At 37.0% G+C, this 20,617-nt stretch carries 20 protein-coding genes; 7 read left to right on the forward strand and 13 right to left on the reverse strand.

The genetic code is table 11. The features are described 5' to 3' along the window. Positions 1-17 precede the first annotated feature (17 nt). Genes FS486_RS05860 through FS486_RS05870 form a run of 3 tightly spaced genes read left to right on the forward strand, consistent with a single transcriptional unit; the run spans position 18 to position 2,493 of the window. Complete coding sequence (locus FS486_RS05860; protein WP_144510391.1) at positions 18-1,094, forward strand: toxic anion resistance protein; 1,077 nt, start codon at positions 18-20, stop codon at positions 1,092-1,094. A 32-nt stretch (positions 1,095-1,126) separates the two neighbouring features. After that, positions 1,127-1,705, forward strand: a complete 579-nt coding sequence (locus FS486_RS05865) for a TerD family protein (RefSeq protein WP_144510392.1) — start codon at positions 1,127-1,129, stop codon at positions 1,703-1,705. Positions 1,706-1,737: 32 nt separating this feature from the next. Next, a complete protein-coding gene (locus tag FS486_RS05870) occupies positions 1,738-2,493 on the forward strand; it encodes a TerC family protein (protein ID WP_144510393.1) in 756 nt (251 codons plus the stop codon). A gap of 141 nt (positions 2,494-2,634) precedes the next feature. Here the strand turns inward: FS486_RS05870 and FS486_RS05875 are convergent, their stop codons facing one another. The 7 genes from FS486_RS05875 to FS486_RS05905 all read right to left on the reverse strand — a co-directional run bounded on the left by FS486_RS05875 (position 2,635) and on the right by FS486_RS05905 (position 10,671). Then, positions 2,635-2,829: a hypothetical protein gene (locus tag FS486_RS05875; protein ID WP_144510394.1), complete on the reverse strand. Its 195-nt coding sequence runs from the start codon at positions 2,827-2,829 to the stop codon at positions 2,635-2,637. A gap of 171 nt (positions 2,830-3,000) precedes the next feature. Further along, positions 3,001-4,194, reverse strand: coding sequence for an MFS transporter (locus FS486_RS05880; protein WP_144510395.1), 1,194 nt, complete (start codon positions 4,192-4,194; stop codon positions 3,001-3,003). A 16-nt stretch (positions 4,195-4,210) separates the two neighbouring features. Beyond that, positions 4,211-4,900, reverse strand: a complete 690-nt coding sequence (locus tag FS486_RS05885) for a Type 1 glutamine amidotransferase-like domain-containing protein (protein WP_144510396.1) — start codon at positions 4,898-4,900, stop codon at positions 4,211-4,213. Between the two features lie 209 nt (positions 4,901-5,109). Further along, entirely contained in the window at positions 5,110-5,769 is a 660-nt protein-coding gene (locus FS486_RS05890) for a YIP1 family protein (protein WP_144510397.1), read from the reverse strand. Positions 5,770-6,334: 565 nt separating this feature from the next. Next, positions 6,335-7,768, reverse strand: coding sequence for a M20 family metallopeptidase (locus FS486_RS05895; RefSeq protein ID WP_144510398.1), 1,434 nt, complete (start codon positions 7,766-7,768; stop codon positions 6,335-6,337). Between the two features lie 6 nt (positions 7,769-7,774). Further along, the gene (locus tag FS486_RS05900) at positions 7,775-9,082 is read right to left on the reverse strand and encodes an amidohydrolase (RefSeq protein ID WP_313956975.1); all 1,308 of its coding nucleotides are present in this window, start codon (positions 9,080-9,082) and stop codon (positions 7,775-7,777) included. Between the two features lie 56 nt (positions 9,083-9,138). Further along, the gene (locus tag FS486_RS05905; RefSeq protein WP_144510399.1) at positions 9,139-10,671 is read right to left on the reverse strand and encodes an AbgT family transporter; all 1,533 of its coding nucleotides are present in this window, start codon (positions 10,669-10,671) and stop codon (positions 9,139-9,141) included. Positions 10,672-10,789: 118 nt separating this feature from the next. On the opposite strand from FS486_RS05905, the gene FS486_RS05910 reads away from it, so the two are divergent. After that, positions 10,790-12,103 (forward strand): helix-turn-helix domain-containing protein, encoded by a 1,314-nt coding sequence (locus tag FS486_RS05910; protein ID WP_144510400.1) that lies wholly within the window; start codon positions 10,790-10,792, stop codon positions 12,101-12,103. A 104-nt stretch (positions 12,104-12,207) separates the two neighbouring features. Here the strand turns inward: FS486_RS05910 and FS486_RS05915 are convergent, their stop codons facing one another. The 4 genes from FS486_RS05915 to FS486_RS05930 form a co-directional block, all read right to left on the reverse strand. Then, complete coding sequence (locus tag FS486_RS05915) at positions 12,208-12,852, reverse strand: SIMPL domain-containing protein (RefSeq protein ID WP_144510401.1); 645 nt, start codon at positions 12,850-12,852, stop codon at positions 12,208-12,210. Between the two features lie 773 nt (positions 12,853-13,625). After that, positions 13,626-14,105: a DMT family transporter gene (locus tag FS486_RS05920; protein WP_144510402.1), complete on the reverse strand. Its 480-nt coding sequence runs from the start codon at positions 14,103-14,105 to the stop codon at positions 13,626-13,628. 35 nt (positions 14,106-14,140) lie between these two features. Next, a complete protein-coding gene (locus FS486_RS05925) occupies positions 14,141-14,839 on the reverse strand; it encodes a Crp/Fnr family transcriptional regulator (protein WP_144510403.1) in 699 nt (232 codons plus the stop codon). Positions 14,840-14,867: 28 nt separating this feature from the next. Further along, positions 14,868-15,293, reverse strand: coding sequence for a DMT family transporter (locus FS486_RS05930; RefSeq protein ID WP_144510404.1), 426 nt, complete (start codon positions 15,291-15,293; stop codon positions 14,868-14,870). 129 nt (positions 15,294-15,422) lie between these two features. Here FS486_RS05930 and FS486_RS05935 point away from each other — a divergent pair, with 129 nt between their 5' ends. The 3 genes from FS486_RS05935 (at position 15,423) to FS486_RS05945 (ending at position 18,796) form a co-directional block, all read left to right on the forward strand. Then, a complete protein-coding gene (locus FS486_RS05935; protein WP_144510405.1) occupies positions 15,423-15,791 on the forward strand; it encodes a DUF2188 domain-containing protein in 369 nt (122 codons plus the stop codon). Positions 15,792-16,030: 239 nt separating this feature from the next. Next, positions 16,031-17,398, forward strand: coding sequence for a guanine deaminase (guaD, locus tag FS486_RS05940; protein ID WP_144510406.1), 1,368 nt, complete (start codon positions 16,031-16,033; stop codon positions 17,396-17,398). A 33-nt stretch (positions 17,399-17,431) separates the two neighbouring features. After that, entirely contained in the window at positions 17,432-18,796 is a 1,365-nt protein-coding gene (locus FS486_RS05945; RefSeq protein ID WP_144510407.1) for a uracil-xanthine permease family protein, read from the forward strand. A 66-nt stretch (positions 18,797-18,862) separates the two neighbouring features. On the opposite strand, the gene FS486_RS05950 is transcribed toward FS486_RS05945, so the two are convergent. Together FS486_RS05950 and FS486_RS05955 are read right to left on the reverse strand one after the other, a co-directional pair. After that, positions 18,863-19,762 carry a glycine betaine ABC transporter substrate-binding protein gene (locus FS486_RS05950; RefSeq protein ID WP_144510408.1) on the reverse strand — a complete coding sequence of 300 codons (900 nt, stop codon included), beginning with the start codon at positions 19,760-19,762 and terminating at the stop codon, positions 18,863-18,865. Next, positions 19,759-20,616, reverse strand: a complete 858-nt coding sequence (locus tag FS486_RS05955; protein ID WP_144510409.1) for an ABC transporter permease — start codon at positions 20,614-20,616, stop codon at positions 19,759-19,761. Before FS486_RS05955 ends, FS486_RS05950 begins: the two co-directional genes overlap by 4 nt. Between the last annotated feature and the right edge of the window lies 1 nt (position 20,617).

Below are 20,617 nucleotides of genomic sequence, written 5' to 3' on the forward strand. Positions count from 1 at the left end.
TATAAGGGGGAAAAGAATTGGAACTGCAAAAATTAGAAATTGATCAACAAGAAAAGCTTCTAGAGGAAAGTACTGATTTAAAAGCACAATTGAAAAGAGATCCGCAAGTATTACAAATTGTTGCAAAAATTGATCCTAAAAACCAAATAGAGCTTCTAGAATTCGGGCGTGAACCAGCGAATGAAATCTCTACATTTACTGGTAAAATTTTAAATACGATCAAATCAAGTAGCATGGAAGAATCCAGCGAACTTTTAAAACAGCTTGGTAAAATTATGGATAAATTCGATAAAAAGGATTTTGTTGAAAAGCCCTCTCTCTTTGGCAAGATATTTAAACAAGGTGAGAAACTAATTGAAAAGCTTTTTAACAAATATCAAACTATGGGTAGTGAAATCGATAAAGTATATGTTGAAATAACAAAGTATGAAAAAGAAATGAAAAATTCAACAGCAACATTAGAAGAACTTTACGATAAAAACTTTAACTACTTTATGGAGTTAGAAAAATATATTGTAGCTGGTGAGCTAAAAGTAAATCAGTTAAGACAACTTGTCCCTAATTTGCAACAAAAAGCAGAAACTGGCGATCAGCTTGTATTGATGGAATTGAATAGCTTACAGAATGCGATAGAACTACTTGATCAGCGAATTTATGATTTAGAAATGGCAAAACAGGTTTCTTACCAATCTGCTCCCCAAATTCGAATGTTGCAAAGAGGGAACACGAAGTTAATCGGAAAAATAAATTCAGCATTTGTAACAACTATTCCTATTTTTAAAACGGGTCTAATCAATGCTATTTCAGCTAAACGACAAAATCTTGTTGCACAATCGATGAGTGAGTTAGATCGTAGAACGAACGAAATGCTGCTACGAAACGCAAATGATATTTCAAAACAAAGTGTAGATATAGCTAAAATGTCTGGCCAACCTAGCATAAAGATCGAAACGATTGAACAAACATGGGATACTATTATGCGTGGGATGAATGAAACAAAAGCTATAGAAGAAGAAAACCGCAAAATGAGAGAACAAGGTCGACTTCGATTAGAAGAATTACAAAAGAAATATGAGGATGGTCAAAGAAAATAAATAAATTCAATAACCGTTGAGGAGGAAACAATATGTCAGTTATTAACCTTTCAAAAGGACAAAAAATTGATCTAACGAAAACGAATCCGGGTTTAAAAAACGTCTTAGTCGGATTAGGCTGGGATACTAATAGATATAGTGGCGGAGATGATTTTGACTTAGATGCATCTGCCTTCATAGTTGATGGAAATGGTAAAGCATTTAATGAAAAAAGCTTTATTTTTTATAATAATCTACAAAGTGAAGAAGGATCTGTTATCCACACTGGGGATAACCGTACAGGTGATGGGGACGGAGATGACGAACAACTACAAGTTAAATTGCCACTAGTTCCTAGCATTGTTCAAAAAATTGTATTTACTGTAACTATTCACGAGGCAGATCAGCGTAAGCAAAACTTCGGTCAAGTTTCAAATGCTTTTATTAGGATCGTCAATGAAGACACAAACGAAGAAATAGTTCGATATGATTTAGGGGAAGATTTTTCAATAGAAACAGCTTTAGTCGTTGGAGAAATTTATAGACATAATAATGAATGGAAGTTTAATGCAATCGGTAGCGGTTTTCAAGGCGGTTTAGCTTCGCTAATCACTGAATTTGGCTTAAACTAATCGGTTCTTAAATAAGGGGAAAAATAATACTTATGGAATTAATTAATGGCTTTATCAAAACATATGCTATGTTTTTTGATTGGGAAATGTGGGGCGAGGTATTAACTGATCCTGTCAGCTGGGGCCTAATTGGTACGCTTGTCGTGTTAGAAGGTCTCTTATCCGCTGACAATGCGTTAGTGTTAGCTGTTATGGTTAAACATTTACCAGAAAAACAGCGTAGAAAAGCTTTGTTTTATGGATTACTAGGAGCATATGCTTTTAGATTTATAGCAATTGGTATCGGTGTATTCTTAATTAAACTTTGGTGGGTAAAAGTAATTGGTGCCCTTTATCTTGCATGGTTAGCAATCAAGTACTTTATAGATAAACGTGCTGGAAACGAGGAAGAATCAGTAGAAGGAATGAATAAATCTGGTTTACTTATTCGTCTATTCGGAACTTTTTGGGGTACGGTTGTAGCAGTAGAGATGATGGACATTGCTTTTTCAGTAGACAGCGTTCTTGCAGCTTTTGGTATTAGCGATCAAGTATGGATATTATTACTTGGTGGGATGCTAGGGGTACTTATGATGCGCGGAATTGCAGGTGTGTTTATTAAACTCATCGATCGCATTCCAGAATTAGAAACAAGTGCTTATATCTTGATCTTAATTATTGCAACTAAGATGCTGCTCGGAGTATTTGGCATCCACATTAGTCATTATGTCTTTTTTGCAATCTTGGTCATTACGTTCGTAGCAACTTTCGTGATCCATTTTTCACGAAAAGGTAACAACGCTGTATAAATTACACAGTTTCGTCCCGGGTAACCTCACTTACTCGGGATTTTTATTTTGCGTTGATCTTCCAAATGTAAAGAGGGACGAGAAATAGCAAATCCCTCTCTCGTCCCTCTTTAATTTTTCCTAAAAAGGAATTGGCTGTATTTATCCTTTATCTTTGTACATCCTATCAGCCATACCCTCTTTGCGCTGATTTGGAGTCATTGGCTCATGCTTTGGTAATAACGTATCAAATTCAGCTAGGTCAACAGAAATTTCTTCTTTCAAGTTTTTATTTTTAGAATCTGGATGTAACGAATTCGTGTATTTACTAGCTTTTTTAAAATTATCACTTGGCATAACTAATACCACCTTTTCTCCAAATTTATTCCTCCTTAATATGGTTTGGTCAAACCATTTTCATTCAGGCCACAAAATGGATGTAAAAGATTATTATAAGATCTATATTGGGATAAACTAATATTGAAGCTCTACTATCTCCATACTTGTTTCCTCATTTCTAACCGGAATTCATCTGGTTTCTTTCTTTAAGAGGCTATGCAGACAATAAGAAAGTATAATTGCACCCATAAGGAAAATTGAGATTAAGCCAACAACGCCTCCCCAACCAAACTTAGACCAAAAAATACCGCCCACAGTCCCTCCTATACTCGAACCAAAATAATAAAAAAATAAATAGAGCGAAGAGGCTTGTGCTTTGTCGTGTTTTGCTCGCTGGCTCACCCATCCACTTGCAATAGAATGTGCTCCAAAAAAGCCAAAAGTAAAAACTGTAATTCCAATAATTTTTACTATCAAAACAACATTAAGTGTTAGAAGGCTACTTGCAAACATAAGACCAATACCAGCAAACAAGACTCTTGGCCTTCCATATTGATCCGCAAGACTTCCAAACCAAGTTGAGCTAAATGTACCCACCAAATATATTATAAAAATCCAACCAACAATAGTCGTACTCATTGAATATGGAGGACCAAGCAGCTTAAAGCTTATATAGTTGTACAACGAAACGAAACTCGCCATTAATGTGAAACCAACCCCAAAAAGTATAACCATACTAGGTTCTTTTAAATGGGCAATAAGTGAGCCGGTTAGCTCTTTCAACTGAAGTTTACGAGGCTCAAAGTGTTTGGAATTAGGTAAAGCAGCAACAAAATAAATACTGATCGCAATACTTAACAGACCTAGAAAGATCATTCCAACTTTCCAGCTAAACAAATCTGTCATCGTTCCCATAATGATCCGTCCAGCTAGTCCTCCAACTGAATTCCCACTAATATAAAGCCCCATAGCAACCCCAAGACTGGCAGCTTCCACTTCTTCCCCTAAATATGCCATAGCAATAGCCGGAAGACCAGCAAAAGTGATACCTTGAACCACTCTTAACACAAGCAATACTTCAAAACTCGGAGAAAAAGCAATTGCTAACGTTAAAATAGATGCTGAAAAAATAGAAATTGTCATCAATCGTTTACGACCCCAAGCTTCCGATAAAGACCCAAATATAACAAGACAAATGGCTAAAGAAAGTGTAGTTAGAGATAGCGATAAACTCGCTACAGCTGGAAGAACTTGATATTCCCTCGAAAACTCGGGAAGTATTGGTTGAGTAATATATAAATTTGCAAATGTTATAAAACCTGCTGCAAACAATGCTAAATTTGTTTTTCTAAAAACAGGCGTGCCTTTTTGTATATAATTCATCTTTACAATCGCCTCTTTAACTATCTCCTAAATATTTTGTGGATAACTTAGTTTCTTGTTCTTTGTCCACATAATATCCACTGGCTTGTGGACGAGAACTAACTATGCTTTGCAATTTTTCCTCTATAAAATGCAACGCTACTCCATCATCAGCCGCATAACCTGGGCCAATGATTTTATCTTGGATCAGCTTCTGATACGCAGGTCTCCTCTCCTCTTCTCCATCATAATGTGGGCAATGGCTTCCTTGGATCAATCCAAGACATGAAATCGGCTCCAACTCACTTCCATATGAATCGGTCACTCCTTCTTCAAACCAACAAAGCGATCCCGCACTAAGACCTGACAAGATGGTTCCGTTATTATAAGCTTGTCGTATAGCTATATCTAGCTCCCATTCTTTCCAAAGAGCCATCAAATTTTTCGTGTTTCCTCCACCTACATATAAAATATCTTGTTCCATGACAAAATCCTGAATGTCACGTGTATGTGGTTTGAACAAAGACAGATGCGCAGGCTCACACTCTTCTTTTTTAAAAAAGTTGTAGAAACGTTCAATATAACTATCGGCATCGCCGCTTGCAGTTCCTATAAAACAAATTTTCGGCTGTTTTTTCGAAGACTGTCCCAAAATATATCGATCTAATAATGGGTTTTCTGGCTCCATAGAAAAGCCCCCGCCTCCCATTGCAATAATTTGTCTCATTCTTCTCCCACCTTTTCTCCTAAATAAACATACATTATGCAGTTTTCTCTATATTAACACTGTAAAAGATTGAAGTGTCTTTCAAAGATCCTAAAACACAAATGTTATGAGGATGACCATTTAACGAACTTGTAGGTTTTCTTTAATTAAGCTATAAAAAAACGCCCTAAACCATGGTGCTAGTTTTAAGGCGGCGAATATAGATTTTTCTAATATGAGTTCATTCCAATAATAGAAAATATCACAATAAGTGTAATAACAAATACTATAATTCCAATAATGATCGAAGGAATAATGAGAGTTGCAAAACCTTTCCCACTTGAAAACTGGTGAACTTCCCCAATCGCTTTACTTTGGATAACAATCATCCAAATCGAAAATGTTATGGTAATCAAACTTGAAACTAGAAACCAAACCACGGTACCTATCGATATCCCTGCAATTATATCCATAGTAAAGAGACCATTTCGAACGAAAATAACAGATAATATCCAAAAAGGAATCATCCAAATATTAGTGATCATAGCAGCACCAATAGCTTGAAGCATTTCTTTATATCTTCCAGTTCCCCCAAACCATTTTCCAACCCAGGTATAAATAGCGGCGCAGATGTATAAACCAACTAGAGAAAAAACCGGACCTATCAAAACAATTAGGACTAACATTAACCACCATTGGATTTCTAATGACTTATTTAACTCTCCGAACGCACTTATCCCGCTTGCCGCTCCCGCGATCGCAGCAATCATAAGCGAATACTTTAAATCTTTGTTTTCCAGTACATATCGAATCGTTCTTCTCGTTGAAAGCCAAATCGAAAAAAAAGGATTTAACTTTTCCATTTCTTTATATTCTATTTCCTCTGTCACCTAATCCCTCCTTGTTTATTCTAAACTACAATGACCTTACTAAAGTATGTAGAAGAAGCCGATTTTAGATATGTTTTTGAATTTTTCCGCTATTAAATGACAAGTTGGATTCTTAAATTGAGTGGAGCTGTAATTGATTGGTATATAAGTGTTATTCGACATGAATCTTCCTTTTCCTTCAATTATCCATTTTGATCTAGATTTCTTATTTGAAGATATGGGAAAGTATTAAATACAAGTCCACTTTCTAATAATCATATAAGTCATGTGGGATAAAGAGAGTAGATAGTTCGAAAGAAATTGAAGTAAAAGTAGATGCTTACACAACAAAAGTGGTAATGTTAAAGAAAACTATGAGGATGGAAAATAGGTATACGGAATAAAGTCTCGAACAAAAAAAGGAAGCTGACATAACGATTGTTGCAACTACCGGTAAAGTGCTTGATTTCATGCTTGTTGCAACTAAAAATGGTAGAAAGTTAATAACGCCCAAAAAGGTACTAGGCTATTAGAAAATAAGATCCTAGCACCTTTTTATTTGATTCATCTCCATAAACTAGGAAGTTTACTGGATGCTTGGTTGTAAATCTTTCGGCAAAGGATTTCGATAAGTATTTTTAGTTTGTTCGGCTAGTTCTTGCTTTGCTTTTTCAATTATCTTTGGATTTCCAAAAAGCTCTATTGCACCAGCTGCAAGAACTTTGCCTGCATATAACAGACCCTTATGTGCTATGGATGTTTTACCTTGTGAAACAAGTTGCCATGTGTGAAGAGGTGTCCCCGCTACAAAGCAAGTGGTAAAAAATTGAGCTGTAGGTACAGTCCAACTAACGTCCCCTACATCTGTTGAGCCTTGCATTACTTCTCGGGTTTTAGCATAAGGAATGATCTCTTTGAAAAACGGAAAATCTGATGTGTAGAAATGGTTGTTTATTTGATAATTTGATAGTTTTTCCGCATCGATAATAGCGGCATTCAATTCTTCAGGCGTAATAGTTTTAGCCATTTTTTGTGCATAATTTAGTTCTGTATCATCGTAATGCGGCAATCCAAACTCTTCAAGTTTATCCTGTAGTACTCTATTTAACGTATCATTTGGAATGTAATTAGAGCATGCCTTATCAAAGCGTACTGTAACCTTTGTCTCCGTCATCAAAGCTGCTCCTTTTGCAATATTAATAACACGCTGATAGATATCTTCTACTTCAGTGATATGCGGAGCCCGTATTAGATAGAGCACCTCCGCGTCTGATTGTACGACGTTTGGGGAAGTCCCTCCTGTATTTGTAACGGCATAATGGACTTTTGCTTCAGAAATCATATGTTCACGTAAATAATTGACGCCAACATTCATTAACTCTACTGCATCTAATGCACTTCTTCCTAAATGAGGGGAATTGGCAGCATGCGATGCCTTTCCCTCAAAAGAAAAATATACTTGATAATTTGCAAGTGATGAAAATGAGAAAACACCAGTATACGAATTCGGATGCCAGGTAAGTGCCACGTCAATATCTTTAAAGACATCCTCCCTAACCATATACGTTTTTCCTGAGCCACCTTCCTCCCCAGGACATCCGAAATATTTGATAGAGCCAGTAATTTTCTTATCCTCTATAAGTTTTTTTAAAGCAACAACTGCTGCAACTCCTGCAGTTCCTAATAAATTATGACCACAGCCATGTCCATTTCCGTTTTCCACCAAAGGTTCCCGTATATCAGAACCTTCTTTTTGACTAAGGCCCGAAAGCGCATCAAATTCACCAAGGATTCCTATAATCGGTTGGTCCTGTCCGAATGATGCAGTAAAGGCTGTTTCGATTCCCCCAACACCTCGTTCTACAGAAAAACCTTTTTCCTCTAAATAATCACATAGTAATCTACTAGATTGATATTCTTGAAAACGTGTCTCAGGTGTTTCCCAAATACGATTACTCAAATCTATGATCTCTTGACTTTGCTCATCTATCAACGAACCAATTAAATCTGTTGCATTCATTGTGCATTACCTACTTTCATTTTTATAAACTTGTTCAATTGTCTGTAGCCAAGTGTTCAAAGCGATTGGGAGTACTGCTTCGTCGATATCAAATTTTTCATGATGATGACCAGCCGCCAATGTAGTTCCGAAGATTGCATATGTAGCTTGCCCCCCCTGCTGTTGCACTTGGTCCATCATATAAGTTGCATCCTCTGATCCGGCTGCAAATTTAGAATTTGGTATAATTTCTTCTACTCCCTGGACGTTTCTAGCTGCTTGAGCAACTACTTCCACTAATTTTTCAGAAGAAGAACAAGTTTTGGCCGCTCCAACTATTTCATAGGATAGTTCGATTCCATACATATTTGACGCTCCTTCTAATACAGATAACGCTTGTTTATGGACATATGTATGAACCTCACTATTTTCACCACGTGTTTCCAATTGTAGCGTAGCATGCGCAGGCACAATATTACGTCCATCCCCCGCTATACAAGTTCCGACGTTTACACGAGATGCCCCCATACTATGACGTGGAATTGAATGTAGTCCTAGGATTGCTGAGGATGCAGCAAGCAAAGCATTTCTCCCTTGTTCAGGCTCTGCTCCTGCATGTGCAGCTTTTCCAGTAAATTTTGCATTTATTTTAGTGGTGGCCAAAAATCCATTTGTACCTGCAATCAGTGTTCCGAGGGGTGAGCCTGCGCCAACATGCATACCTAAGAAATAATCCACATCATCTACTACACCTGCTTCTACCATAGACTTTGCTCCCCGCACCCCTTCTTCTGCAGGCTGAAAAATAATTTTTATAGTTCCCTCAATTTGATCCAAGTTATTCGTAAGCACCGTTGCTAAACCTAAACCAATTGCACAATGAGCATCATGACCACAGGCATGCATATTACCTTCATATTGTGAACGAAAACCAAATTGCTTTGGAATGTGGGAAGACTCAAAGGATTCTCTTATTTCTAACGCATCCATGTCAAAGCGAAATGCTATGGTTGGCCCAGGTTTATTTCCTTTTAATGTACCTACAACCCCCGTATATCCTCCGACCATCTTTTCCATGTATAAGAGCTTGCCCCCATTCTTTTGGGCTTGGTCATAGTAAAACTCTAATTGTTCATCGGAAGGAACACCCATCCTCCCTTCTTTGGATACAACCTCTTTCCCTACTTGTACTTGAAATCCTAATTTCTCCAATTCACTAGCAATTAGTGAAGCTGTTCGAAATTCAGTCCATCCTGTTTCCGGAAACTGATGAAAGTCCCTTCTCCAGGCAACCATTTGATCACGTAAATTCGGATTAATCGTAAACGAGTCCACTCTGTTCACTCCTTCAGTACTTATTCTTCGGACCACATAATAATTTGGTTACTAAATTAAAGATGTAATGAAACTCCTGGCCCAATCGGAATTCCAAATAACGCAAACACTAGCATTAATATTATCCAAATAATCAGAAAACCAATTGTATAAGGAATCATAAGTGACATAAGCGTACCTATACCTGCTTTTTTATCATACACATGCATGAATGATAGAATAATAGCAAAGTAAGGATTTAAAGGTGTCACCATATTAGTAGAAGACTCCCCTATACGATAAGCCAACTGGATAAATGCCGGATGATAACCTAACACCATAAACAGTGGAATAAATACCGGTCCAACTAGTGACCATAATGCAGAACCACTAATAATAAATAAGCTTAGAAATGCAGTTAATAAGACAAACAACACAATAACAAACACATTTGTCATATTCAAAGTTGTCAATAACTCAGCACTATGAACCGCCAACCAAATTGCAATATTACTCCAATTAAAATATGCTACAAACTGAGCAATCATAAAAATCAATACAATGTATCCCGACAAACTTCCAATCGCTTCGGTCATCAATTTTGGAATATCCGCTGAGGATTGAATTTTTTTCGTGCTCACACCATAGGTAATTCCAACAACTAAAAAGAACAAAAATAGAACGGGAACTATACCAGATAGAAATGGGGATCGTAATAGAGTACCATCTTCATTTAACAATGGTGAGTTAGGAACTAACATTGCACCCACAACTATAGCGATGAAAATTAAAGCCGAAATAAGAGAATTACGTAAGCCTCTTTTTTCTAACGAACTTATTTCATTGGAGATTGATTGTTGTTCTCCCTTATAGACTCCTAATCGAGGTTCTACATACTTTTCGGTAATTAGCGTACCGAGAGCAGCCAATACAAAGGTTGATACACTCATGAAGAACCAGTTATCAAGTGGAGTCACGATAACATCAGGGTTGATAGCTTGAGAGATTTCAGTAGAAATACCAGATAAAAGAGCATCTGTACCTGCGATTAATACATTCGCAGTAAATCCAATTCCAGTACTTGCTAAACCAACCGCTAAACCAGCTATAGGATGGCGACCGACAGATAAGAATACTAGAGCTGCTAAAGGTGGGATTACCACAAAAGCTGCATCAGATGCAATATTTCCTAAAATCCCGATGAAAAATACTGCGAATGTAATTATTTTCTTAGGTGTACTTAGAATGGCTCTTTTCATAAGCATTTCTAAAAGTCCGACTTTTTCAGCTAAACCTATTCCTAACATAACAGTGAGCACTAATCCTAATGGAGCAAAACCAGTAAAGTTTTTTAATGTATCCGATAATATAAATTGAATACCTTCACTTGATAAAATACTTTTTACAGCAACCATTTCTTGTGTATTTGGATGAACAACGGCTGCTTTAAATAAACTTAAAATCCATGATAGAATGACGAGAAGAACTGTTAAATAGAAAAACAAGATAAATGGATGTGGTAGCTTGTTTCCCACTTTCTCAATAATAGATAAGAATTTTGAAAATCTATTTTCATCGTTCTTATCAGCTTTTGTAAATACCTGTTGCATTAAAACCACCCCTTTTCAATATTAAAAGACCCCTTTTTCATATGTCTTTAAATAACAGGGTAAACTAATTCAAAAAGATTATCAATATATTTTTAGAAAAAGGAGAAAAATTAAAAAAATGCCGAGAATTCGAATTTTTACTACGAAAAACTCATTAAAATGGGTTAAAAACGTAGAAATACTGAATATAGAAAAGTGTAATTTTGAGTTTACTATTTATGATTCCTTATCACATTTACATGAAATATTCTCTGAAAAAATTCAGCAGGTGGATGGAATACTATTCAGCGGACAGATTCCTTACTTTTACATTCAGCATCATTTTAAGGATATAAATATCCCAATGTTACATTTCGATGTTACTCAAGAGGATTTTTATAGGACACTTTCTGAGTACATTTATAAGCATAAAGACTTTCAAATGAAGCGGTGCTTAGTTGACTTTTTATACGAGGAAAATAATTATTTAGATATCCATGAATGGACGACAAAGGATGATATTCCCTACTTTTTCGATGCTAGTATTCAAGCATATGCGGATATTAACGTATATGAGAAAATGCGCGATTTTCATGTGAAAATGTGGGAACAAAACAAAGTGGACGTTAGTATGACCCGATTAGGCAACCTTCATGAACTGTTAGAGCCCTACGGTATTAAACCATTATTAGTTGTTCCTTCCGAACGAAGTATGATAATGATCATTGAGACCCTATTAAAGGAAATACAGCTTATTCAACTGATTGAAAATCAGGTTGTAATTGCCCATTTAAAGATGTCCATTAATAGAGATAACGTCGCAGACTTAGAATATAGACAGTTGTCTATTAATAAGGCTATTCTCGATTTTGGTAAGAACAATCACATGTCTTTTATTATTCATCGAAATGTTTTTTATTATGAAGTTATTACTAATTATAGTGATTTTAAAATAATCACGAACGAGATGAAAAGCTGCCAATTAGCATCATTCCTAACAGAAGAATTACAATTTCCTGTACACATTGGTTGGGGTGTCGGAAACTCTATCCAAGAAGCACAGCTCAATGCTGAAAAAGCTTCTCAAATGTGTGCAGCTCTAGAAACAGAGTCTTACATTTTATCCGAAGAAGAAACATTAATCGGTCCGTTAGGTGACAAAGATTGGATAAAAGTTAACACCCAATATGATTTGGGTATTGAAAAATTAAGTGTAAAACTTAACACCTCTCCCTTACAAATACAAAAGATTATTGCCGTAATGGATAGGCTGCAATCTAATATGATAGCATCGGAAGATTTAAGTGTACATTTAGGCATCACACCAAGAGCTGCAAACCGGATACTAAAAAAGTTAGAAGAGCACGGCGCAGCTACTGTATCCACTCAAATACAAAAAAAATTAAGAGGTCGCCCTAAAAAAGTGTATCAAATCCATTTTGATGAATTATAGAGAATGATTGAATAAGTTACCTGCAAAAAACTCAGACTTTACATAGTCTGAGTTTTTACGTAGTTAGAATTTATTAAAATGCCTATCACTAACCGTTCATATTATTAGTATTGAAACTTAACCCTAACAGCAGCACTAATCGTAATTTGCCCTTGTTCGATGGGAGTTGAATAGCTTTGTTCTGCCATAGTAACTGATTTAAACAGTATAGGTGCTGCATTACTCTCTTCTACAATTTCAATCGGTTGAGGTTGCAGTGGTAGCTTCATTTTATCTGCAATTGTCTTTGCTTTTGTCTGGGCATTTTGGAGGGCGATGCGAAGAGCTTGCTGATAATACGGATCGGCATCTTCCAATTTAAATTGAACGGAGGAAATACGATTTGCACCGTTTTGAACCGCATGATCAATTATAGTTCCTACTTTATCAATTTCCCTTACTTTTACGGTTATAGCATTTGTAACCTCATAACCTCTAAAAAGTTGTTTTCCTTCCACATAGTCATAGTTCGGAACTATATTATAAGCCGCAGTTTGTATATCTTCTCTTGGTATACCTTGAGCTAAGATGGACTGAATAACCTGGTTCATGATATTCGCATTTTCCTGCTGAACTTCACTCAAGTCTTTTCCTTCGGTACTCACTTCCACTTGAAATTGTACATAGCTCGGTTGAGCAGCTATCTCTCCGTTTCCCGTCACTGTTATAACCCGCGGCGAAGACAATTGATTAAAATTTGGAAAATACATCGAATGGCCCCTTCCTATAGTACATGACATTGTTTGACTATCCATCATATTCCATTAAGTAGAATTGAGAAGTGCATTTTATATTTTGTTTCATTTAATAGGCATAATGTGACTTAAGGAAGTGTCCGCTTGGATTTACGCTGCAGGACGGACGCTTTCCGTGGGGTGAGTGATGAGCCTTCACCGTCCGCTTTGGCGGTCGGTGTGAAGTCTCATCTTACTCACTTGATCCCACTGGAGTTGCTGTCCTTCAGCTCCAATCCCTCCAAATAGACTCTTTTATCTGTATATATTAGCCATTAAAAGTTAGGAAATGGCTTAGCGAGACCAATTGACACTTGAAAGCAACCAGTTCAATAGGCCACGCAACCAGTTAGAGCTTTAGAGCAACCAAATTGGCAACGAGCGCAACCAATTCTCTATGCAAAGGCTTGCGGACACTGATTGCCATGTATTTTACTTGAAGTCTCCGCTTAATCTACATGGATTAGATCTTCCATTAAATTTGTGCAACATATCAGTCGTTACTCGCAACTTTATAGACCATATGCGCAACATTATGAATGGACTGAACTTTATGCTTGGATGCTGACTCGTTATGCTCGGATAGCTCCTATTTATGCTCGCATAACAGCACCCTTTGCTCGGAGCAGGGATCAACTAATTTACGACACACTTTCCTTATAGTAAAGCGTCATCCATTAATCTAAATATCTTTTACTTTTAGAAAATATCTGACAATCAACAATAATGTAAGTATATATCTAATTATTCTATGCTCTTTGTCTGGAAAACTTGCCAGTCATTGCTACAGTTCCTTTGCCACCAATCTTAAAAACGATAATTCCACTTATAATAATTAGGACGCCTACTAACTGTTTAAGCGTAAAAGGCACTTGTACTAAGCCGAGCCACCCTAAGGAATCCCATAATAATGCAAAGCAAAGCTGTGAAGTCAACACGATGGAAATAGCGTAGGTTGGACCAAGTAGCCTAATACTCTTCATTAAACAGGTAACGACACCTACTCCAATAATACCGCTGAACCAGTACCATAACTTCATATTTTCCAGATTAAACATCTGTCCTCCTTCAATGATGAGACCAATGATGAAAGAAGCAAAAAATCCCATTCCTAACACAAGGGTTGTAGTGGCCCAAGAGCCGGTATGTTCGTTTACTTTCGTATTAAATATGTTTTGTAAGCTTAAAAAAGAACCTGCAATAAGTCCCATCGATAAACCTAATAACATAATTCTCACTCCTTTTTCGAGTTTTTTCCTCATATCTATTCATAAATATTGTGATTAGCAAGAATGCTTAAACGCTTAGAATCCTTTACTACGATAAATTCTTTTGTCCTCTCAATAACGCCCTCTTCACATAACTGATTAATAACACGATTTAAATGCCTATAACTTGTTCCAATCAGATCGGCTGCATCTTTTAAGTTGTTAATACTAAGACGCCCTTTGAAATCAGCATTCGATTCGTCAAAAGAAATGGACAATAAATAACTTGCAAGACGAACTTCAACCGGATACATTAAATTAAATATAAAGTAGTTATTCTTTATGCGAAATTTTCTTGTAATAATGTTGAGTAAAAATTGCAAAAGCGGGGGATAGTCACTTCCATATTTATTTAACCAATCATAGTGAATACGGATGGTCGTAACAGGAGTGACAGCTTCCACCGTGTTGATCATATCAATATCTTGTATAAATTCAATATCCCCTACTATTTCAAGTGGGGATTTAAAAGAAAGGATAAGCTTATTCCCTTCTGAAGAAGTCGTAAAGATTTTTATTTTCCCCTCTACAAGTATGTAAAGATGACTCCGAGGATCTCCTTGTTCACAAATAGTTTCCCCTTCCTCAAATTTGCAAAGCGATAAATGGGGAAGCAATGCCTCATTGAATACAGATTCAATTTCATGAACACGCAAGTAATTATTAAGTTGTGCCTGATCCTCTATTTGCTTCATGCATCTTTACCTCCTTACCTTTGAGTTATCAAATTCCTAAAATCACAACTCCAGCTACCATCATTCCCATTCCGATAAATTGCGGAAGTTTCATTTGCTGCTTGGCTACTCCAAACCATCCCTTCGTATCGATAATAAATGTAAGACCAAGTTGAGCAATCAAAATAGCTGATATCGTCAGTGTGACACCGATTTGGTGAATAGCTGTAATATTACCAAAAATAATTACTGCCGCAAATGCTCCACCTGTCAAATACAATGGCTTCACTTTCTTAAACGCTTTCCAATTGCCATCCCTAACACATATAACTATTATCAATGCTAATACAAATCCAGTGAATTGTGTAATACTTGTAGCCTGCCAAGTGCCAATATCTTGACTAATTCGTGCATTAGCAACTCCCTGTAACGTTATAAAAGCCCCGCCCAATATTGCAAATAAGATTCCCTTCATTTCCATCCCCCATTTAAATTGTTCTCTCTATTAAAAGATAGTTCCATCTCTTTTGGGAAGGACATATGTCCCAAACTGATGTTTCAACTTAATGGAAACGGGAAAACTAAGACGAAGGAGGCGATAAGCATGCCATGGAGTAAAAATGATTACCCTGACTCAATGAAAAACTTAGAGCCACATGTAAGGGAAAAAGCGATAGAAATTGCCAATGCCTTATTGCGGGATGATTATGATGAAGGCCGTGCTATTTCAATAGCTACTGCACAGGCACGTAGAACAGTTCACGAGAATGATGAAGATAATCGTCAAATGTATAAGGTTATCGCAAGAGAAAAAGACTGGGCGTTGAAAAAATCTGATGGGGAACGCGCGATTTTTTCAGAAGATACAAAAGAAAGTCTTCTCAAAAAAGCAAAACCATATGTGAACGAGCATAATGGCATACTCGCTATCTATCAGGAAAATGGAGATCTTGAAGATACATTATACAAATAGTAAGTCACACCTATGTTAAAGAAACTCAACTGCAGTTAACTAAAAAACTCAACACCTCTTTTATCAAATAAGAGGTGTTGAGTTTTTTCGTCTAACAAAATGAATTTCTCCACAACCCCCAAAACACTAACATTGTCACTAATTTTCATATATATATTCGTTTTTTATGTAGACTATACATATTTTTTACTCTATAATAACGGATATATTTTTAAAATACGAACATTGAGGTGTATTACATGAATAACTTTGCTCAAGTTTTCCAGGGGACAGCTTTTACTAGTAAGTCAGCAAAAGATGTAGAAATTCTAAAAAACCATCTTTTCTGCATAAACGATAGCGGAATGATTGAAAAAGTCGTTGCTCCGAAAGATGCCGATTATCAAACTTTACTCAATGATTATCAAGAGAAAGAAAATTTTCATCGTTTAGCTGAAGGTCAATATTTCTTACCTGGATTTATCGATTTGCATGTACATGCCCCACAATGGGCACAAGCTGGAACCGCTTTAGATATCCCCCTCTATGATTGGCTCAATACATACACTTTCCCAATTGAATCTAAATTCTCTGATCTAGATTTTGCAAAAGATGTATACGAGGATGTCGTCAAAACATTAATTGCGAATGGCACAACGACAGCACTTTATTTTGCAACGGTTCATAAAGAAGCTAGTTTATTGCTGGCAGAAATATGTGCAAACAAAGGACAACGTGGTTTAGTCGGGAAAGTTGTGATGGATAATCCCGATCAAAATCCTACATTCTATCGTGACAATGATACGAATACTGCATTAGCTGATACAGAGGAATTTATCCTAGCTGTCAAAGAATTAGCCAAATCCACTAAACAAGGAGTGTATCCTGTCGTAACTCCCCGTTTTATCCCAAGTTGTACAGATGAAGCTTTAAAAGGTTTAGGAGAGCTGGCAGCTAAGTACAATACGCATATTCAGTCGCATTGCAGTGAAAGTGATTGGGAGCATGGTTATGTACAAGATCGTTTTCAAAAAAACGATGCATTTGCCTTGCACGAATTCGGACTATTAAGCGATAAATCGGTGATGGCACATTGTAATTTCTTAGATGACAATGATGCAGAATTATTTGCGGAAACGGGAACTGCTGTTAGCCATTGCCCAATTTCCAATGCCTATTTCGCTAACAGTGTCATCCCAATCGCACATTTGCATTCAAAAGGTGTGGAAATTGGACTAGGCTCCGATATTTCCGGAGGCTTCTCTCCTAGTCTATTCGACAACGTTAGACAAGCCGTTATATCCTCCCGAATGCTTGAAGATGGTGTGAATGCGGCAATTCCAGCAGAAACACGGGGAGTTTCAAATTCTAGAATTACGATTAATGAAGCATTTTATTTTGCAACTGCAGGTGGTGGAGAAAGTTTAAGCCTTCCAATTGGTCGTTTAGCCGAAAATTATTCTTGGGATATACAAATTATTGATACTCAGTTGGCGACTGCGAAATTGCCAATCTTTAATACCAACGAAGATTTAAATGATACATTTCAAAAAATAATGTACCTTGTCCGACCAGAAAATATTCGCGAAGTCTGGATACAAGGTGAAAAGGTTCATGAACGTTATTAAGTAAATTAAAAAAGGTTGAGGTGTTCATTTATAATGGAAATACCAATAGATAAAGATGCAGAAGCAAAGAATAACGGGCAAAGTTTAATGGTTGGACCGGATGATAAAGTTTCACCAGGCAAGGCCATTTTACTAGGTCTACAACATGTGTTGGCAATGGACGTCTATGTTGTCCCTTTCATTATTGCCATGTTAATTTCTCTACAGGCTGACCAATCAACGGCTCTAATACAATCTACTTTTATCGCTGCTGGTATCGCAACGATTGTACAGACTTACTTTTGTATGAAACTCCCTGTTGCTCAAGGTCCTTCTTTTATACCGATTGGTGCTATTGTCGGTATATATGCGGCTAGTGGTGGCGGTGTTAATGGATGGAGCACTGTTTTAGGTGCGAGTTTAATAGCTGCTATTTTAGTAATTGTTTTAGGATTTACGGGGATTTTCAATAAATTAGTTAAATCATTTGTTCCACCGATTGTTGGGGGAACGATTATTTTCGTAGTGGGTCTTTCTTTAATGCCTGTAGCTATTAACGATAATATTTATAATGCTGCTGGTGCCACTGTTTCCCAAAATGTATATTTAGCGCTTATCTCAGGGGCAACGTTGATCTTATGCGTCATGTTAGGTTCCCTGTTCCAAAAGAAAGGGCGTGTGTTTCGTGTCGCTTCTGTTATTATCGCTTTGATTGCAGGTTCCATTGCAGCTAGCTTTATGGGTGTACTGAGTTTGTCATCAGTTGCAGAAGCAAAATGGTTTAGTCTGCCGCAGATCCCTTTTGTCGATTTTAGTTTTTCTTTTAACTCTTCGGCGATCATTACGATGGTTATTATTTATATTGTGCTAATGGCTGAAACAACTGGTACTTGGTTTGCCGTTAGTAATGTAATAGACAAACCATTAACGGATAAAAATATTAACCGTGGCGTGATAGGCGAGGGTTTTGGTTGCTTAGTTGCCTCATTATTAGGGACAACTCCTGTTACTGGTTACTCTACTAATGCTGGAATTATTTCCATTACTGGTGTTGCCAGCCGAATTGTTTTTATTGTGGCGGGTGCATGGTTTGTGTTATTTGGCTTTTCTAGTAAATTATCTGCCTTGATTTCTTCTATACCATCTGCAGTTATCGGTGGTGTTTTTGTAATCGTTTGTGGAGTAATTGCTATTAGCGGGATGAAAGTAATGAAAAATGTGAGCATCGGCGAAAAGGAAATGTATGTGATTGCAGTGCCTATGATCTTAACATTAGCTTTAACATTCATTCCCGAGGATTTCTTGTATTCTTTACCTACTACATTACAATATTTATTCAATTCACCGGTCGCAACCGCTGCCATAGTAGCAATCTTATTGAATAAGTTATTACCAGGCGCGAAATTAGAAACACTTTAATTCTATAAATACTTCCTCTAAAAAAACTCATCATTCAATTGAATGATGAGTTTTTCTATAAGTCTTTTATTCTTGTAAATCTTCAATTGAGGTAATATCCATATAAGCAGGTACAACTAAACCAATTTTCACACCAGTCATACTTGTACCAAGATCTTCAAATTTACCATCGAATTTCTCTGAGTATGTTGCGTGAGTTAAAGGTAACCAAGCTGCAAGAGACGCATCTGCACTACCATCTGCAACAGCAGTCCACATTGGGCCAGCCTCTACTTGTACAGTTGTCACATCATAACCAATGTCTTCTAGGACAATTTTCATCACATTCGTACTAGCAATTTCACTATCCCAAGCAACATATGCAAGCTTAATTTTATCACCGTCTACATTTTGGACACCATTTGTCCATTCAGCAATTTTGTCTGCATTTGCATCCACCCAGTTTTGTGCAGCAACTTCTGGTTTTTCACCTTCTTGGATCGCAATCATAATTTCACCCATGTCCTCTTCAGTCCAATTGAAACTTGAAAGGATTTGATAAGCTTCAGGTAAGTCTTCTTGTAACCCCGTACGACCAATCGTATGGATTTCCTCTTCCCCACCATATGAACCTTTTGGATCTTCAAGATATTTCAAATCATACTTAGCAAATTTCCAGTGTGGCGTCCAACCTGTTATGATGATCGGCTTCTCTGCATCATACGCTTTTTTCAAAGCAGCCGTCATTGCAGCTCCAGAGCCAGAAACTAAATCCCATTTATCTAATTCATAATCTGAGATTGCACGTTCTGTTGCTTCCATAATTCCGGCACCTGGATCGATTCCAGTTATTTTATAGTTGACTGATTCTCCAACTGTTTTATTGTCTGAAGTAGATCCTTTATCCTCATCTGACCCACATGCAGCGAGTCCTATTGAAAGTAGTGCAATTGCACCTAGACCGGTAATCTTTTTAGCTAAATTCATAATAATTTTCCCCCTAGTTTTTTCTTTCTAGTTCCTGCTTGTTGTGTAATTCTATCTAAAATAATCGCTACAATAACGATCGAAACACCAGTTTCAACACCTACACCAGTCTTCAACTGTGTGACAGATCGATAAACTTCTTCACCGAGTCCTGGTGCACCAACCATTGATGCGATTACAACCATTGATAAGGCAAGCATAATACTTTGATTGACACCTGCCATAATAGTTGGTTTGGCAAGCGGAATTTGTATCTTCATCAACCGTTGCCCAGTTGTAGAGCCGAATGCTTCGGTCGCTTCTATTAAGTCCTTTGGAACCTGTTCGATTCCTAACATAGTTAATCGAATGGTGGGAGGCATCGCAAAGATTACAGATGCCACTACTCCCGGCACAACCCCAATATTAAAGAAGAAAATCGCAGGTATTAAGTAAACAAACGCAGGCATCGTTTGCATTAAATCCAATATAGGATTTACCACCTTACGAACACTCGCTTTTTGCGATCCCCAAATGCCTATTGGAATACCGATTACGACGGCAAAAAAGACGGAAGTCAATACGAGGGCTAACATTTGAAGCATCGGATACCAGTAACCTAGATAATCGATGAATAATAGTCCAATTAACGTAAAGAAAGCAATTTTTCTAGTAGAAATAAAGTAAGCAATCGCTGCAAAAATGATTGCAAGTAAGATAGAGGGAACCATATCAAGAACGTTTACTGCTCCTTCTACCACTCCTCCTAATACACTTGCAATTCCATCCAACAAGGAACCAAAAGTAGAGACGAGCCAATCGACACCACTATCAATCCAATCTGCAAAAGGAAGTCTTGGTAAAAATTCATCCATC

The sequence above is a fragment of the Bacillus sp. FJAT-22090 genome (assembly GCF_007676755.1).
Classification (GTDB): Bacteria; Bacillota; Bacilli; order Bacillales_A; family Planococcaceae; genus Psychrobacillus.

Excerpts from the sequence above, each read along its gene's own strand:
- FS486_RS05865 (WP_144510392.1), top strand. The coding sequence starts at position 1,127 with ATGTCAGTTATTAACCTTTCAAAAGGACAAAAAATTGATCTAACGAAA.
- FS486_RS05870 (WP_144510393.1), top strand. The coding sequence starts at position 1,738 with ATGGAATTAATTAATGGCTTTATCAAAACATATGCTATGTTTTTTGAT.
- FS486_RS05875 (WP_144510394.1), bottom strand. The coding sequence starts at position 2,829 with ATGCCAAGTGATAATTTTAAAAAAGCTAGTAAATACACGAATTCGTTA.
- FS486_RS05880 (WP_144510395.1), bottom strand. The coding sequence starts at position 4,194 with ATGAATTATATACAAAAAGGCACGCCTGTTTTTAGAAAAACAAATTTA.
- FS486_RS05885 (WP_144510396.1), bottom strand. The coding sequence starts at position 4,900 with ATGAGACAAATTATTGCAATGGGAGGCGGGGGCTTTTCTATGGAGCCA.
- FS486_RS05895 (WP_144510398.1), bottom strand. The coding sequence starts at position 7,768 with ATGAATGCAACAGATTTAATTGGTTCGTTGATAGATGAGCAAAGTCAA.
- FS486_RS05905 (WP_144510399.1), bottom strand. The coding sequence starts at position 10,671 with ATGCAACAGGTATTTACAAAAGCTGATAAGAACGATGAAAATAGATTT.
- FS486_RS05910 (WP_144510400.1), top strand. The coding sequence starts at position 10,790 with ATGCCGAGAATTCGAATTTTTACTACGAAAAACTCATTAAAATGGGTT.
- FS486_RS05915 (WP_144510401.1), bottom strand. The coding sequence starts at position 12,852 with ATGTATTTTCCAAATTTTAATCAATTGTCTTCGCCGCGGGTTATAACA.
- FS486_RS05920 (WP_144510402.1), bottom strand. The coding sequence starts at position 14,105 with ATGTTATTAGGTTTATCGATGGGACTTATTGCAGGTTCTTTTTTAAGC.
- FS486_RS05925 (WP_144510403.1), bottom strand. The coding sequence starts at position 14,839 with ATGAAGCAAATAGAGGATCAGGCACAACTTAATAATTACTTGCGTGTT.
- FS486_RS05930 (WP_144510404.1), bottom strand. The coding sequence starts at position 15,293 with ATGAAGGGAATCTTATTTGCAATATTGGGCGGGGCTTTTATAACGTTA.
- FS486_RS05935 (WP_144510405.1), top strand. The coding sequence starts at position 15,423 with ATGCCATGGAGTAAAAATGATTACCCTGACTCAATGAAAAACTTAGAG.
- guaD (WP_144510406.1), top strand. The coding sequence starts at position 16,031 with ATGAATAACTTTGCTCAAGTTTTCCAGGGGACAGCTTTTACTAGTAAG.
- FS486_RS05945 (WP_144510407.1), top strand. The coding sequence starts at position 17,432 with ATGGAAATACCAATAGATAAAGATGCAGAAGCAAAGAATAACGGGCAA.
- FS486_RS05950 (WP_144510408.1), bottom strand. The coding sequence starts at position 19,762 with ATGAATTTAGCTAAAAAGATTACCGGTCTAGGTGCAATTGCACTACTT.
- FS486_RS05955 (WP_144510409.1), bottom strand. The coding sequence starts at position 20,616 with ATGGATGAATTTTTACCAAGACTTCCTTTTGCAGATTGGATTGATAGT.